Source organism: Nakamurella sp. PAMC28650, from assembly GCF_014303395.1.
Lineage (GTDB): Bacteria > Actinomycetota > Actinomycetes > Mycobacteriales > Nakamurellaceae > Nakamurella.
Genome location: NZ_CP060298.1, coordinates 1,487,134 through 1,501,461 on the forward strand (window position 1 = coordinate 1,487,134; position 14,328 = coordinate 1,501,461).

Below are 14,328 nucleotides of genomic sequence, written 5' to 3' on the forward strand. Positions count from 1 at the left end.
AGCGGTGTCGTGTTCGTGATCAAGCCCGCAGTAGCGGCTTCAGCGCCCGGCACGCGATGGCTCTCACGGCGACCGGTGCAGGGCGGCCGGGTCCATCGACGGGTAAGGGGTGCGAGGGGTGCCGGTGCCGGTTCGAACCCGATCGGCGAGCCCGGCGAACAGCCAGCTGATCGTCAGCCAGTCCACCAGCCCCCCCAGCGTGCCGGTGATCAGCCCGGCGCGCCCGAGGCGCATCTTGAGCCGGATGTGCAGTCGACTGACCTCGCCGAGGTCGGTCAGGACCAGGGCCCAGCTCAGCGCCGTCAGGTCGTGCCGATTCTCGTCGGCCGGCCATCCGTGACCGGCCCGCCGGTCCCGCAGCGAGAGGTAGACGATGGCCCGGCCCGGGTCGATCCGTTCGGCCCGGAAACGTGGGTCACCGGGTCCCCAGTCCGGGATCAGGTCCCCGACCTGCAGTTGCTGCCACCGGGGATCGATCACCCACAGGCCGCGTCCGCGGGCCGGGAGCAGGCGCCCGGCCCGACGGGAGAAGTACCACCCGGCGCGTCGTCTGCCCAGCTGGACGAGCCACGGCCAGACGATCTCGGCGCGGGCCGGGAGGGTGACCGCCCGGTCGATGACGTCAGTGGCATCCGGTAGGAGGTCGTCACCGGGGAGTTGCGCGGCGACCTCGGCATCGGTGACCCCCGACCGCAGGGCCAGACGCCGCAGCCGGACACAGGCGAGGGCCGCGCCCGCCGTCACCGCGGCGGTCCTCACGACGGTCCCGACGACGTTCCTACGACCTGCACCCATGGTTGCTCCCGGACGGCGGCTTCGGGTCACGGTAGCCGAATGTGGATGGACGGGGTTCGTTGTCGGCGGATCCGCCTACCCTGCAGAGGCCGGTCGAGTCCCGGCGCACGAGGACGTGGTGACGAGTGGGGATGAACATGAAGACGGACGACATGACGACGGTGGCACTTCGCGGGCGCGCCGAGGAGCACCTGCAGGCGCTGGTCGGATCGGCGGCCGCGACGCTCCGTGACGATCAGTGGACGGCGATCGAGGCGCTCGTCGCCGGGCGCCGCCGGGCCCTGGTGGTGCAGCGCACCGGGTGGGGCAAGTCGGCCGTCTACTTCGTGGCCACCGCACTGCTGAGGGAGCAGGGCTCCGGTCCGACCATCATCATCTCCCCGCTGCTGTCCCTGATGCGGAACCAGATCGCGGCCGCCTCCCGCGCCGGGATCAACGCGGTCACCATCAACTCGGCGAACATCGGCGAATGGGCCGTGGTCCACGAGAAGGTGCGTACCGGCGAGGTCGACGTCCTGCTGGTGTCGCCGGAGCGGCTCAACAATCCGGGCTTCCGGGACGAGGTGCTACCGCAACTGGCCGCGACCGCGGGGCTGGTGGTCGTCGACGAGGCGCACTGCATCTCCGACTGGGGCCACGACTTCCGTCCGGACTACCGCCGCATCCGCACGCTGCTGACCGATCTGCCGGCCGGGATCCCGGTGCTGGCGACGACGGCGACCGCGAACGCCCGGGTCACCTCGGATGTGGCCGAGCAGCTGCAGATCGCCGATGCAGAGCCGGTGCTGGTGTTGCGGGGGACCCTGGATCGGGAGTCGCTGCACCTGGGCGTGGTCAAGTTACCGGACCAGCCGTCGCGTCTGGCCTGGCTGGCCCAGCACCTGCCGGAACTACCGGGGTCCGGGATCATCTACTGCCTGACCGTGGCGGCCACCGAGCAGGTGGCAGACTTCCTGCGTGGCAACGGGTTCCAGGTGGCCGCCTACTCGGGGCAGACCGAGCAGTCCGACCGGCTGCAGGCCGAGGAGGACCTGCTGGACAACCGGGTGAAGGCGTTGATCGCCACCTCTGCGCTCGGGATGGGTTTCGACAAACCGGATCTCGGGTTCGTCGTGCACCTCGGTGCCCCCAACTCGCCCATCGCCTACTACCAGCAGGTCGGGCGGGCCGGCCGCGGCGTCGAGCGGGCCACCGTGGTGCTGCTGCCGGGCCGGGAGGACCAGGACATCTGGAACTACTTCGGGTCCCTGGGGTTCCCGGCCGAGTTCGACGTGTTGCAGACGCTGAGCGAGCTGGAGGCGGCCGGGCGGCCGTTGTCCCTGCCCGCCCTGGAACCTCGGGTCCAGCTGCGCCGGTCGCGGCTGGAGATGATGCTCAAGGTGCTCGACGTCGACGGTGCGGTCCGGCGTGTGCAGGGCGGCTGGACGGCTACCGGGCAGCCGTGGAAGTACGACGCGGACCGGTACGCCCGGGTGGCCCAGGCCCGCCGGACCGAGGAGCAGGCCATGCTGGAATACCAGTCGACGTCGGGCTGCCGGATGAACTACCTCCGGACCCAGCTCGACGACGATCCGGGCACCGTGGGCTGTGGTCGGTGCGACAACTGTGGCGGGCTGAGCCTGTCCACCGACGCCGACGATGCGGGTGTCGAAGCGGCCAGGGCCAAGCTGTCGGTGCCCGGAGTGCCGGTCGATCCCCGCGCGCAGTGGCCCACCGGCATGTCGTCGATGGGGATCCCGCTGTCGGGCAAGATCCCGGTGGGGGAGCGGGCCGAGCCCGGTCGTGCCGTCGGACGGCTGGACGGAATCGGTTGGGGTGCAGCCCTTCGTGACGCACTACGCGCTGATGCGCCGGATGGTCAGACGCCGGTGCCGTTGCGGCATGCCGCGGTCCAGGTGCTCGACGCGTGGCCCGAGGTCGCGGCACTGGACGGTGTGGTGTTCCTGGAATCGGTCACCCGGCGGCAGCTCGTCGAACACCTGGCCGGTGGCATGGCGCGCTACCGGAAGATCCCCGTGCTGACCCGTTTCGAGCTGTTGAACGATTCGCCGCCCCCGCCCTCGGCGGTGAACTCCGCGCAGCGGCTCAGGGGGATCCTCGGGCGGCACGCGTTGTCGGACCCGGCTGCGGTCAAGGGCAGACGCGTCCTGCTGGTCGACGACCGGACCGACAGCGGCTGGACGCTGGCGGTCGCGGCACGGGAACTCCGGCGAGCCGGTGCCACCGCGGTGTTTCCCTTCGTCCTGGCCATCGGCTGACGGGTGCACTCCCGCCGGTGGACCCGTCCCCCCAGCCCGGCCGGTGAACCCGGGCCCGGTCACGGCCGGTGAGCCAGGTCGCGCGTTGCCCGGTCGGGTTCACCGGGCGGCCCAGGGTCCGATCTCGGTGGTGATCGATCGTCCGGTGGCCGCGGACTCGTCGATGGCGAGCGAGATCAGGTGGTCCTGGCAGCCCTCGGCGAGCGGGTACGGCGCCGGTCCCTCCTCGCGGGCCCACCGTCCGGTCGCCAGCATCGACGACGCAATGGCGATCTCCTCGTCCATCAACCGATGTCCGAGGAAGGGGTTGCGGTAGACCACCCGGCCGTCGAAGGAGATGTGCTCTGTGTCGTGACCGTCCAGGTTGAGATCGTGGCCGAGCTGATAGCGGCGCAGATCGGACGTCACGATCGCGTGCGGTTCGGCCAGCCGGATCACCCGGTCGTCGGCGATCTCGCCGAGGCTCCCGCGGATCAGGATGCGCCGGAAGCGCAACTGGTTGTGCCACTGGTTGTCGGTGAAGTCGTACAGGCCGGACCGGCCGTCCCCGAGGTCGACGGTCGCCAAGGTGGTGACCGCCGGCTTGGCCGTGTCGTCGTCGGTCCAACCGTCACGACCGAGCGGGTCGACCAACGGGGCCGTGAACGTCCGCGCCGACACGGTCGCGGCGCCGTGGCCGCCGCCCAGGAAGCCTCGGATCATCGAAACGGCGTGGTAGCCGTGGGTGGACGAGACCTGCACCGAAGTCGGCGTTCCGATGGTGCCGGCCCGGACGACGGCCATCCGGGCGGCATGGGCCGGCAGCAACAGGTACTGCTCGGCGACCTGCACCCGGTCGCTGGAGCCCACCGATTCCCAGAGGGCGCGCAGACCGGTCGCGTCCGGAGCGGGCGGAGTCTCCGTCAGCACCTTCGCGCCCGCTTCGACCAGCGCCGTGATCACACCGGCACTGGCCGCCCACGGGACCGAACTGACCACGAAGTCGGGCTGGTGCCGCCGCTGGAGTTCGGCCGGATCCAGGTAGCCCGGCACTCCCCACCGCGCGCTCGCGGCGTCCGCGCTCGACGGCCGGCGGGCCGCCACGCCCAGCAACGTGAACCGTTCCGGCATCATCAGGGCAAATCTGGCGAAAAACTCTGCGCGCCAACCGGTGCCGACGATGCCGAGCGTGGCCGGGGGAGAGTTGGTCGTCATCCGGGCTGCCCGACGACGGAGGTCTGCGCGTGGGTGTTCATGGTCGTCATGCTCTCAGTACCCCATCAGGACGCAACCGCGGGTCCGGCTTCGCAGGACGTACCGACCCGGCGGAAGCCCACCCGCTCGTAGATCCGGGCCACGTCATCGGAATCGGCCGAGAGAATCGCCGTTCGGACCCCGGTCGCGCGCGCATGCCCGAGGAGGGCGCGGGTGACGGCTGCCGCAAGACCACGCCGGCGAGCGGCCGGAAGGGTGGCCACACCGACGATCTCGGTCGTTTCGCCGACCGGTTGGTGGACACCGACGGCGACGATGCCGGTGTCGTCCATGGCCGCTGCCGTCACGCGGTGGCCGGCGACGGCCCGCTGGTGCATGTGCAGCAGGAGGCCCGGTTCCATTGCGGTGGCGAGGATCTCGCGTTCGCGGGCGCCCGCCGGCCCGATCGCGGTGCCGGGATCACCGAACCCGAGATCGGCCACCGCCCTGGCGGCCGCGGCGGACGCCTCACCGGGCTGGAGAATGCGCGCCACAGAGGCAGTTTCCATCCCTTCGCCGGCTGCGGGCTCCGGACCCAGATCAAGGGCCATCAGGGGGCGGAACGCTACCGTCAGACCGGCGGCCCTGGCCGCGGCGGCCAGCGACGGAGTCGTCTCCTGCACCCACTCGATGCTCAGCGGGACGTGCTCTTCCCGGCACCGGGCCTCCAGCACCTGCACGTCCAGGGCCGTGATCGGCTCGCCCAGCCCGAGCCGCGGGCGGGCGTAGTACGACCACGGGCCCTGTCCGACGAACAGGGTGAACGGCCCAGCCGGTACAGCCCTGGCACCGGTACGCGGAGTGGCGTCGAGGTAGGCCTCGATGACGGACAGATTCCCCATCGGCCCAGACTGTCATCCCCGTCCATCGCAATACCGGGCGTCGTGGCAGCTACGACCTACGGCACCCGCGCGGTCCACTCCGGGGTGGCGAACTTGCTCAGTGCCAGCGCCTCGGATTCCTCGAGGGTGGCGGTGTCGAGCTCGACCGGGGTCAGCCCGTACCGTCCGTCGAAGTGCGCTACCATGGCTCCGATGATCGCCTCCCGGCTGAGGCCGGTCTGGCTGCGCAGGGGGTCGACGCGCTTGTCGGCACTCTTGATGCCCTTGTCCGACATCTTCTCCCGACCGATCCGGAGCACGTCGAGCATCTTGTCTGCGTCGATGTCGTAGGCCATCGTGACGTGGTGCAGGACGGCGCCGCCGGCCAGACGCTTCTGTGCCGCCCCGGCGATCTTGCCTGCGGGAGAGGCGATGTCGTTGAGCGGCACGTACCTGGCGTCGATGCCGACGTCGGCCAGGGTGCCCAGCACCCAGTCGTCGAGAAAGGCGTAGGACGCAGCGAACGAGAGGCCCTCGACCAAGGAGCCGGGGACGTACAGCGAGTAGGTGATGGTGTTGCCCGGCTCGACGAACATCGCGCCACCCCCGGAGATCCTCCGCACCACGGTGACGTCGTTGCGCGCCGCGGCCTCGAGGTCGACCTCGTTCGTCAGCGACTGGAAGGACCCGATGATGACCGCGTTGGACGCCCACTCCCAGATCCGCAGCGACGGGTTGCGGGTACCGGCCCCGACCTGCCGGGCGAGTACCTCGTCGATGGCCATCTGCATGGCCGGGTGCTGCGGACCGGCGTCGACCAGCTCGAAGGTGTGATCGTGCCAGCTGGTCGCCCGGCCGAGGGCGCGGCGGAGGGCGATGGCCACCGACTCCGCGGTGAACCCGACCATCGTCACGCCGGGGCCGACCGACTGCTCGACGGCTGCGGTCAGCGCGGCGGCGTTGGTCTCGGCGGGTAGGCCCGTCAGGGCCGCGTTGATGTCCTCGAGAGCGTCGTCGGGCTCCAGGAAGAAGTCACCCGAGATGGCCACCGAGGTCAACCTGCCACCGGAGACGGTGACGTCGGCGGCGACCAGTTTGCCGCCGGGAACCTTGTATTCGCCATGCATGACGATGCCTTTCGCAGTGCCGATGTCAGGGCCAACCCGGGTCGGGGCCCTGTCATTCCCTGTCCGGCCCTATCCGGCGTCCGTCGATGCCAGGGCCCGGTCGGCCGGGGTGTCGACCTTCAGCACCAGGGCGAGGCCGACGGCCAGCACCAGCAGGATGCCGACGATCCCCGCACGGTCGGCGTGGAAGATCACGTGCGCGAACAGCGCGAACAACAGGGGCGACAGGAACGAGACGGCCCGCCCGGTGGTGGCGTACAGGCCGAACATCTGGCCCTCGTGGCCGGGCGTGATCAGACGGGCCAGGTAGGTGCGGGAGGCCGACTGGGCCGGCCCGACGAACAGGCACAGCAGCAGGCCGAGGACCCAGAACGGACCCTGCCCGGACATGAACATCACGATGGAGCCGCTGATCAGCAAGCCGCACAGCGACCCGACGATGACCTTCTTGGGGCCGAGGGTGTCGTCGAGCCGGCCGGCGACGAGGGCCCCGATGGCGGCCACGACGTTGGCGGCCACCCCGAAGATCAGCACGTTGCCGGCCGTGAAGCCGTAGACCGTCGCCGCCAGGATCGCTCCGAAGTGGAAGATGCCGGCCAGGCCGTCACGGAAGATGGCGCTGGCCAACAGGAAGGTGGCGGCCTGGCGGTCGCTGCGCACGAGGGCGCCGATGTCGCGGAACAGGACCCGGTAGGCGGCCAGGAAACCGACCCTGCGCTGTGCCGGCCCTGGCGGGACCTCGGGGATCTTGAACAGCACCGGGATGGCGGAGACGGTGAACCAGAGCGCGGCGATCAACGCGACGATCCGGATGTTGAGTCCGTCGGCCGTGCTCACCGAGAAGAAGCCGCGGTGGTCGCCGTCGCCGGAGATGAAGCCGTAGTAGCAGATCAGCAGCAGGAAGATGCCGCCGAAATAGCCCATCGACCAGCCGAAACCCGACACCCGCCCGATGTTCGACGGCGTGGAGATCTGTCGCAGCATCGAGTTGTAGAAGACGGCGCCGATCTCGAAGAAGATCGATCCGAGGCCGATCAGCGCGGCTCCGAGGAAGAAGTAGTGGTAGTCGGAGCGGACCCAGAACAGTCCGACGACGGTGATCGCGACCAGGGCCGAGTAGATCGCCAGCGAGCGCCGGCGCCGTCCGTCCGCGTCGGCGCGCTGGCCCGTCACCGGCGCCAGGACGGCGATCAGCAGTCCGGCGACGCCGATGGACAGCGCGTACCAGGTGTCCGCCGACGCGCCCGTGACCTGTTTCAGTTCCTTGCCGACGGACCCCGTCAGGTAGACGGAGAAGACGAACGTCACGATGACGGTGTTGAACCCGGCCGAGCCCCAGTCCCACAGACCCCACGCGGCGATCTGACCCCTGGTGCCGGTGCGCGTTCCCGGAGCGGCGACGATGTCCATGTGCGGGAGGTCCATGTGCGGGAGGTCCATGTGCGGGAGCGTAGGCGGTTCGCCCCTCCGGGAGGTGAGATTCGCCCCTCCGGCGGGTGAACCGCGCCGGGGCCGGGCCGTGCGGATGAACTACTCAGACCCGGGCCGCGCTTATCAACTTCGTCGGCGCTCATGATCGTGGCGGCATTGGGACGGGTGGGGCGCGAGTCGACCACTTCGTGAGCGCGGCGGCAAAATTGGGCGACCTGCGCGAGGGAATCGGCGAGACTGACCCGGTGCTCCTGACCATCAGCATGACCGCCGCCCCGGCCGGCGCCGCCCCGGCCGGCGCCGCCCCGGCCATGCCCGCGGCCCCGTATCCGGCCGCGGACCTGGGGTACCTGCTGCACAAGCACCCCGGCACGGTCCAGGCCTTCGATCTGCCGGTCGGGCGGGCGCACGTCTTCTACCCGGAGGTCTCCGACGAGCGGTGCACCGCGGCGCTGCTGCTGGAGGTGGATCCGATCGCCCTGGTCCGGGGCAAGGGTGGCCGGGGTGCACACCGGTCGTTCGCGCTCGGCCAGTACGTCAACGACCGTCCGTACGCCGCGTCCTCGATGCTGGCGGTGGCGATGGCCAGGGTGTTCAACACCGCGATGACCGGACGCTGCACTGCGCGGCCGGATCTGGCGGCCGGCGCTGTGCCCCTGGAGATCAACGTGCCTGCCCAACCCTGCCGCGGCGGCCCCCCGCTGGCCGAGAAGCTCTTCACCCCCATGGGTTGGACGGTGACCGCCACTGCGGTCGCGGCCGACCCCGAGGTTCCGGGGTGGGGTGACTCCCGATACGTCGAACTCAGGCTGACCGGCGTCGTGCGGTTGGCCGACGCGCTGCACCACCTGTACGTCATGCTCCCCGTCCTCGACGACTCCAAGCACTACTGGGTCGGCACCGACGAGGTGGAGAAGTTGATCAGAGCGGGCGCAGGGTGGCTCAGCGTTCATCCCGAGCGTGAACTGATCATGGCGAGGTACCTCGCGCACCGGCGCGAACTGGTCACCAGCGCGGTCGGCCGCTTGGCCGAGATCGACGACCTCGACAGCGATGTGCTCGACAACGCCGTCCCGGCCGACAGTGACGACGCGCCGCAGCGGCTGCCGACCCAGGTCGAGCATCGTCATGCGGCGGTGCTGGCCGGGCTGCACTCGGCCGGGGCGTCCTCGGTGGTCGACCTCGGTTGCGGTGAAGGGACTCTCGTCAGGGCGATGCTGTCCGATACCGCGTTCCGGCGGATACTCGGGGTCGACGTCTCCCCGCGGGCCCTCCAGGCGGCGGCCCGCCGGCTGCGACTGGACTCCTGGTCCGACGCGCAGCGCGAAAGGGTGCGACTGATCCAGTCGAGCCTGACCTACCGTGACGACAGACTGGCCGTATTCGACGCAATCGTGCTGATGGAGGTCATCGAACACGTCGACCCGAATCGGTTGGAGGCGCTGCAGCGCAATGTCTTCAGCCATGCCCGGCCGGAGAGGTTGATCATGACGACCCCCAACGTCGAGTACAACGTGCGCTATCCGGACCTGCCGGTGGGGAGCTTCCGCCACCGGGATCACCGGTTCGAGTGGACCAGGGCCCAGTTCGCGGAGTGGGCCGGGGTCGCGGCGAAGACGCATGGCTACGCGGTCCGTCACCTGCCCGTCGGTCCGCCGGACGAGGAAGTCGGATCGCCCACCCAGATGGCGATCTTCAGCCGGGCGGCGACCTCATGACGACCATCGGCATCCCGCAGCTGTCGCTGGTCCTGCTGATCGGGGTGTCCGGATCGGGCAAGTCGACGTTCGCCCGTCGGCACTTCGGCGAGTTCGAGGTGATCTCCAGCGACTTCTGTCGCGGTCTCGTCGCCGACGACCAGAACGATCAGGGCGCCACCAAGGATGCTTTCGAGGTGCTCGACTTCATCGTGGGCAAGCGGCTGGCCGCCGGTCGGCTGACCGTCGTCGATGCCACCAATGTGCAGCCAGACGCGCGTCGGCACCTGGTCGAACTGGCCCGCTCGTTCGACGTCCTGCCGGTCGCGATCGTCCTGGACGTTCCCGAGAAGGTCTGCGTGACGCGCAATGCCGACCGCCCGGACCGGACCTTCGGGGCCCAGGTCATCCGTCGTCAGCGGGATCAGCTCCGGCGGTCGCTGCGGGGCCTGGCCCGCGAAGGCTTCCGCAAGGTGCACATCCTCGATGGCGTAGCGGATGTCGAGGACGCCGTCATCGTCCGCGAGCGCCTTCTCACCGACTTCCGTCATCTCACCGGACCTTTCGACATCATCGGTGATGTCCACGGGTGTCGATCCGAGCTCGCGACCCTACTGAAGTCCCTGGGCTACGAGACCCGGGATGACGCCGGCCACCCGGTCGACGCCGCCCACCCGCAGGGCCGGACCGCTGTCTTCGTCGGCGATCTGGTCGACCGCGGTCCCGATTCGCCGGGCGTGCTGCGGCTGGTGATGGGAATGGTGGCGGCCGGTCACGCACTGGCGGTGCCCGGCAACCACGAGAACAAGTTGATCAAGGCGTTGCGCGGACGCCAGGTGCAGGTCAGCCACGGGCTCGCCGAGACCCTGGCGCAACTGGCCGACCAACCGCCGGAATTCCGGAAGCAGGTCGAGGCGTTCTGCGACGGGCTGGTGTCGCACCTGGTCCTGGACGGCGGGCGGCTGGTGGTCGCGCACGCCGGTCTGAAGGAGGCCTACCAGGGGCGGGCTTCGGGGCGGGTGCGCAGTTTTGCCCTCTACGGGGACACGACCGGCGAGACCGACGAGTTCGGGCTTCCGGTGAGACTGCCGTGGGCGAAGGACTATCGGGGCAGCGCGATGGTGGTGTACGGCCACACGCCGACCCCCGAGGTCGAGTGGGTCAACAACACCCTCTGCCTTGATACCGGCTGCGTTTTCGGCGGCAAGCTCACCGCGCTGCGCTACCCGGAGAAGGAGATCGTCGAGGTACCGGCCGAGCGGGAGTGGTACGCCCCGGCCCGGCCGTTCCTGGTCGAGGGGTCGCAGGCGCCCGACCACCCACCGATCAGGCCGGACGATGATCTATCCATCGACGACGTACTCGGCAAGACGTTGGTGCAGACGGTATTTCACGGACGTGTCGGCGTGCGTGAGGAGAACGCCGCGGGTGCACTCGAAGTGATGAGCCGGTTCGCCCTCGATCCGCACTGGCTGCTGCACCTGCCGCCGACGATGGCCCCGACGGCCACTTCGAAGCGCCCCGATCTGCTGGAACATCCGGACGATGCCTTCGCCGCGTTCCGTGCCGACGGCATCGCGCAGTTGGTCTGCCAGGAGAAGCACATGGGCTCGCGCGCGGTCGTCCTGCTGTGTCGCGACCAAGTTGTTGCACAGCAGCGGTTCCGGGCCGCGCCGGGGGTGACCGGCGTGGTCCACACCCGGACCGGGAGGACGTTCTTCGAGCCGCAGGTGACCGAGAGACTGCTGGCCACGGTGCGGGAAGCCGTGGTGGCGCAGGGACTCTGGGACGAGCTGTCGGCCGACTGGCTGCTGCTGGACTGCGAGCTGATGCCGTGGTCGGCCAAGGCCGAAGATCTGCTGCGCGACCAGTGTGCGGGCGTCGGAGCCGCCGCCGGGTCCGCCCTGCCCGCCGCGGTGGCCGTCCTGGAACGGGCGTCGTCGTCCGGTCTGGACGTCGCGGAGCTACTGGCCCGCACCCGTTCCCGGGAGGCGAACGCGCGTGCCTACGTCCGGGCCTACCGTCGATACGCGTGGCCGACCGACGGACTGGACGGCCTGCGTCTGGCGCCGTTCCAACTCCTCGCGACCGGTCGCGGTGACACCGGCGCGACCTACTACGAACGCGACCACGGCTGGCATCTCGACCTGGTCGACCGGTTGGTGCAGGCCGCACCCGACCTGCTGCAGACCACTCGGCGCCTGCTGGTGGACAGCACGGACCCCGCCTCCACGGCCGCCGGCGTCAGCTGGTGGGAGGACCTGACCGCGGCCGGCGGGGAAGGGATGGTCGTCAAGCCGTTCGCCAACCTGACCAGGATCGGGCGGACGGTGGCGCAGCCGGGCATCAAGGTGCGCGGCCGCGAGTACCTGAGGATCATCTACGGTCCGGACTACACCGAGCCGGCGAATCTGGTCCGACTGCGCGACCGCGGGCTGGGGCACAAGCGGTCGATGGCCCTGCGGGAGTACGCCCTCGGTCTGGAATCGCTGGACCGGGTGGCCCGGGGCGAGCCCCTGTGGCGGGTGCACGAGGCCGTCTTCGCGGTGCTGGCGATGGAATCCGAACCCGTCGACCCGCGTCTGTGACCGCGCTGATCAACTTCACCGGCGCTGACGATCTTCGCGATTCTGTGACGGGTGGGGTATGAATCGACCCGTTCGTGAGCGCGCGCCGGTCAGTTCACAGTCAGTCAACGCGTCCGTCAGGCAATACGGGCGGGAAGTTCGCCGGTCAGGTAGTGCTGGAGGTTCGGTCCGACGGAGGCCACGAGGTCCGCGTGCTCCATGGTCGCGAGTGCGCCGACGCGCAGCACGTACCGCCCGATGACGACGCCGAGCACCTGGGAGACGATCAGGGCGCTGCGGCGTTCAGCCTCCGCGGGTGGATAGTGCATGGATCCGAGCAGCCGGGCGACGATCTCGATGGTGACGAACCGGCCGAGCGTCGTCGCCGATCCCGGGTCTCCGACGGCGGTCCGCACTGCGGCGACCAGGGACGCCCCGGCGGGGGATTCCCAGACCTGCAGGATGGCATCGATCATCCTGGTGCCCAGACCGTCCGCTCCGCCGTCGATCAGCTGCTCGACCACCGTCCGCGGATTGATCGACACCTCGACGGTGGCCAGGAACAGGTCGTCCTTGGACCCGAAGTAGTGATGGACCAGCGCCGGGTCGACGCCGGCCATGGCGGCGATCCGGCGGATGGAGGCCTTGGCAAAACCATTGCCGGCAAACGCCTCCCGGGCCGAATCCAAGATCTGCTGCCTGGTGTCCTGGCGGCCGGGGCGACGACCGCTGCGGATGGCGGGAGTACCCGCGGTCGCGGCCGTGCCCGAGTCGGTCATCCGGCTCCGGTCTCTCAATCGGTCATCCGGCGCAGGGTCCCGGAAGCCAGCGACAACGCCAGGACCACGCACCCGAACATGATGCCGAGGTCCCGCCACAGCAGACCGGTCGGGGAGTCGTGCAGCCCGACCTCCTGGCTCGCCTGGACCGCGTAGGACAACGGCAGGGCGTCGGAGACGACGTGGAGCCAGGTCGCCATCGAGGGTCGCGGGACGAAGAGCCCGCACAGCAGGATCTGTGGGATGACGACGACCGGGAGTAGCTGCACCGCTTGGAATTCAGTTCGGGCGAAAGCGGAACACAGCAGGCCGAGGCCGACACCGAGCAGGGCCGTGAGAACAGCCACCAGTACGACATACTCAGCGCCACCGGCGGTACCGAGTCCGAACAGCCAGTAGGTGCAGGCGGCGACCAGGCTCGCCTGGACCGCCGCGGCGATCCCGAAGGCGATCCCGTAGGCGAACAACAGGTCGACACCGCGGGTGGGCGTCGTCATCAGCCGTTCCAGCGTTCCGGATGTGCGTTCGCGCAGCATCGCGATGCTGGTCAGCAGGAACATGATCACGAAGGGGAAGACGGCCAGCATGACCAGGGCGACCTGATCGAACCTGCCCGGCTCGTTCTCGAACATGAAATACAGCAGGGCCATGAGCATGATCGGCACGCCCAGGAGCATGGCGAGGGTGCGGCGGTCGTGCCGCAGCTGCAGCAGGATTCGCTTGACCGTGGCGAGCAGGATATGTGGCCGCGCCCCGGCCTCGAGGGATGGAGCCGTCATGCCACCACCTCCTGCGCTCGGCGGATCAGCGTCAGGAAGGCAGCGTCGAGGTCCTGGTTTCCGGCGAGAGTCTTGATCGCCGAGGGAGTGTCGTCGGCCAGCAGGCGGCCGTCACGGATCAGCAGCAGACGGTCGCAGTGGTTCGCCTCGTCCATCACATGGCTGGAGACCATCACGGTCGTCCCGCCGTCCGCCCTGCGGCGCAGAGAGTTCCAGAGCTCCTCCCGCAGTAAAGGATCCTGACCGACCGTTGGCTCGTCCAGCACCAGCACGTCCGGTCTGCCGGCGAGTGCGCAGGCCAGACTTGCGCGCGATCGCTGGCCACCGGACAGTGTTCCGACCAACTGTCGCGCCAGCGGCCCGAGACCGACTTCTTCGATGACCGCGTCCGCGGCCGATGGTCGGACGCCGACCAGAGCGGCGAAGTAGTGGGCGTTCTCGCGCACCGTCAGGTCCCCGTAGATGGACGGTGCCTGCGTCAGATAGCCCAGGGTGCGGCGGATCTCCCTCGACCCGGCCGGACGTCCGAACACGGTGACCGACCCGGACCGGGTCTTCTGCACGCCGACGATGCACCTGAGCAGGGTCGATTTGCCCGCTCCAGACGGACCGAGCAGCCCGGTGACCCGGCCTCGCTCGATCTGGCAGGACAGGCCGGGCAGCACGACGCGATGACCGCGGACGACACGCAGATCGCGGACCTCGACGGCGACCTCCACGTGTCCTCCTCGACCAGCGTCATCCATCAGGTGATGGGTCAGACGGTAGGGCGGCCAGACCTCCGAAGTCAACACTTGATGAATAAACGGGCAACCTGGCGTCGCGCAGGACCGATAGCCTG

11 protein-coding genes are annotated in these 14,328 nt (G+C 69.6%); 3 read left to right on the plus strand and 8 right to left on the minus strand.

Annotated features, from left to right (window positions below; translation table 11 throughout):
• Positions 1–63 precede the first annotated feature (63 nt).
• Complete coding sequence (locus H7F38_RS06680) at positions 64–795, minus strand: hypothetical protein (RefSeq protein ID WP_187093394.1); 732 nt, start codon at positions 793–795, stop codon at positions 64–66.
• A gap of 152 nt (positions 796–947) precedes the next feature.
• Between H7F38_RS06680 and H7F38_RS06685 the strand changes: the two genes are divergently transcribed.
• Positions 948–3,053, plus strand: a complete 2,106-nt coding sequence (locus tag H7F38_RS06685) for a RecQ family ATP-dependent DNA helicase (protein WP_187094523.1) — start codon at positions 948–950, stop codon at positions 3,051–3,053.
• 99 nt (positions 3,054–3,152) lie between these two features.
• Here the strand turns inward: H7F38_RS06685 and H7F38_RS06690 are convergent, their stop codons facing one another.
• The 4 genes from H7F38_RS06690 to H7F38_RS06705 form a co-directional block, all read right to left on the minus strand.
• Positions 3,153–4,247, minus strand: a complete 1,095-nt coding sequence (locus H7F38_RS06690; protein WP_187093395.1) for a Gfo/Idh/MocA family protein — start codon at positions 4,245–4,247, stop codon at positions 3,153–3,155.
• Between the two features lie 65 nt (positions 4,248–4,312).
• The gene (locus H7F38_RS06695) at positions 4,313–5,128 is read right to left on the minus strand and encodes a GNAT family N-acetyltransferase (RefSeq protein ID WP_187093396.1); all 816 of its coding nucleotides are present in this window, start codon (positions 5,126–5,128) and stop codon (positions 4,313–4,315) included.
• A 56-nt stretch (positions 5,129–5,184) separates the two neighbouring features.
• A complete protein-coding gene (locus tag H7F38_RS06700; RefSeq protein WP_187093397.1) occupies positions 5,185–6,234 on the minus strand; it encodes a lipoate--protein ligase family protein in 1,050 nt (349 codons plus the stop codon).
• Positions 6,235–6,303: 69 nt separating this feature from the next.
• Complete coding sequence (locus tag H7F38_RS06705) at positions 6,304–7,644, minus strand: MFS transporter (RefSeq protein WP_187094524.1); 1,341 nt, start codon at positions 7,642–7,644, stop codon at positions 6,304–6,306.
• 332 nt (positions 7,645–7,976) lie between these two features.
• On the opposite strand from H7F38_RS06705, the gene H7F38_RS06710 reads away from it, so the two are divergent.
• Both H7F38_RS06710 and H7F38_RS06715 read left to right on the plus strand, forming a co-directional pair.
• Entirely contained in the window at positions 7,977–9,383 is a 1,407-nt protein-coding gene (locus H7F38_RS06710) for a 3' terminal RNA ribose 2'-O-methyltransferase Hen1 (protein WP_187094525.1), read from the plus strand.
• Complete coding sequence (locus tag H7F38_RS06715) at positions 9,380–11,950, plus strand: polynucleotide kinase-phosphatase (RefSeq protein WP_187093398.1); 2,571 nt, start codon at positions 9,380–9,382, stop codon at positions 11,948–11,950. The genes H7F38_RS06710 and H7F38_RS06715 overlap by 4 nt, the downstream gene beginning before the upstream one ends.
• Before the next feature lie 116 nt (positions 11,951–12,066).
• Here the strand turns inward: H7F38_RS06715 and H7F38_RS06720 are convergent, their stop codons facing one another.
• Genes H7F38_RS06720 through H7F38_RS06730 form a run of 3 tightly spaced genes read right to left on the minus strand, consistent with a single transcriptional unit; the run spans position 12,067 to position 14,206 of the window.
• Entirely contained in the window at positions 12,067–12,708 is a 642-nt protein-coding gene (locus H7F38_RS06720; protein WP_187093399.1) for a TetR family transcriptional regulator, read from the minus strand.
• Positions 12,709–12,722: 14 nt separating this feature from the next.
• Complete coding sequence (locus tag H7F38_RS06725; RefSeq protein ID WP_187093400.1) at positions 12,723–13,487, minus strand: ABC transporter permease; 765 nt, start codon at positions 13,485–13,487, stop codon at positions 12,723–12,725.
• Positions 13,484–14,206: an ABC transporter ATP-binding protein gene (locus tag H7F38_RS06730; protein WP_187093401.1), complete on the minus strand. Its 723-nt coding sequence runs from the start codon at positions 14,204–14,206 to the stop codon at positions 13,484–13,486. The genes H7F38_RS06725 and H7F38_RS06730 overlap by 4 nt, the downstream gene beginning before the upstream one ends.
• Positions 14,207–14,328: the final 122 nt, after the last annotated feature.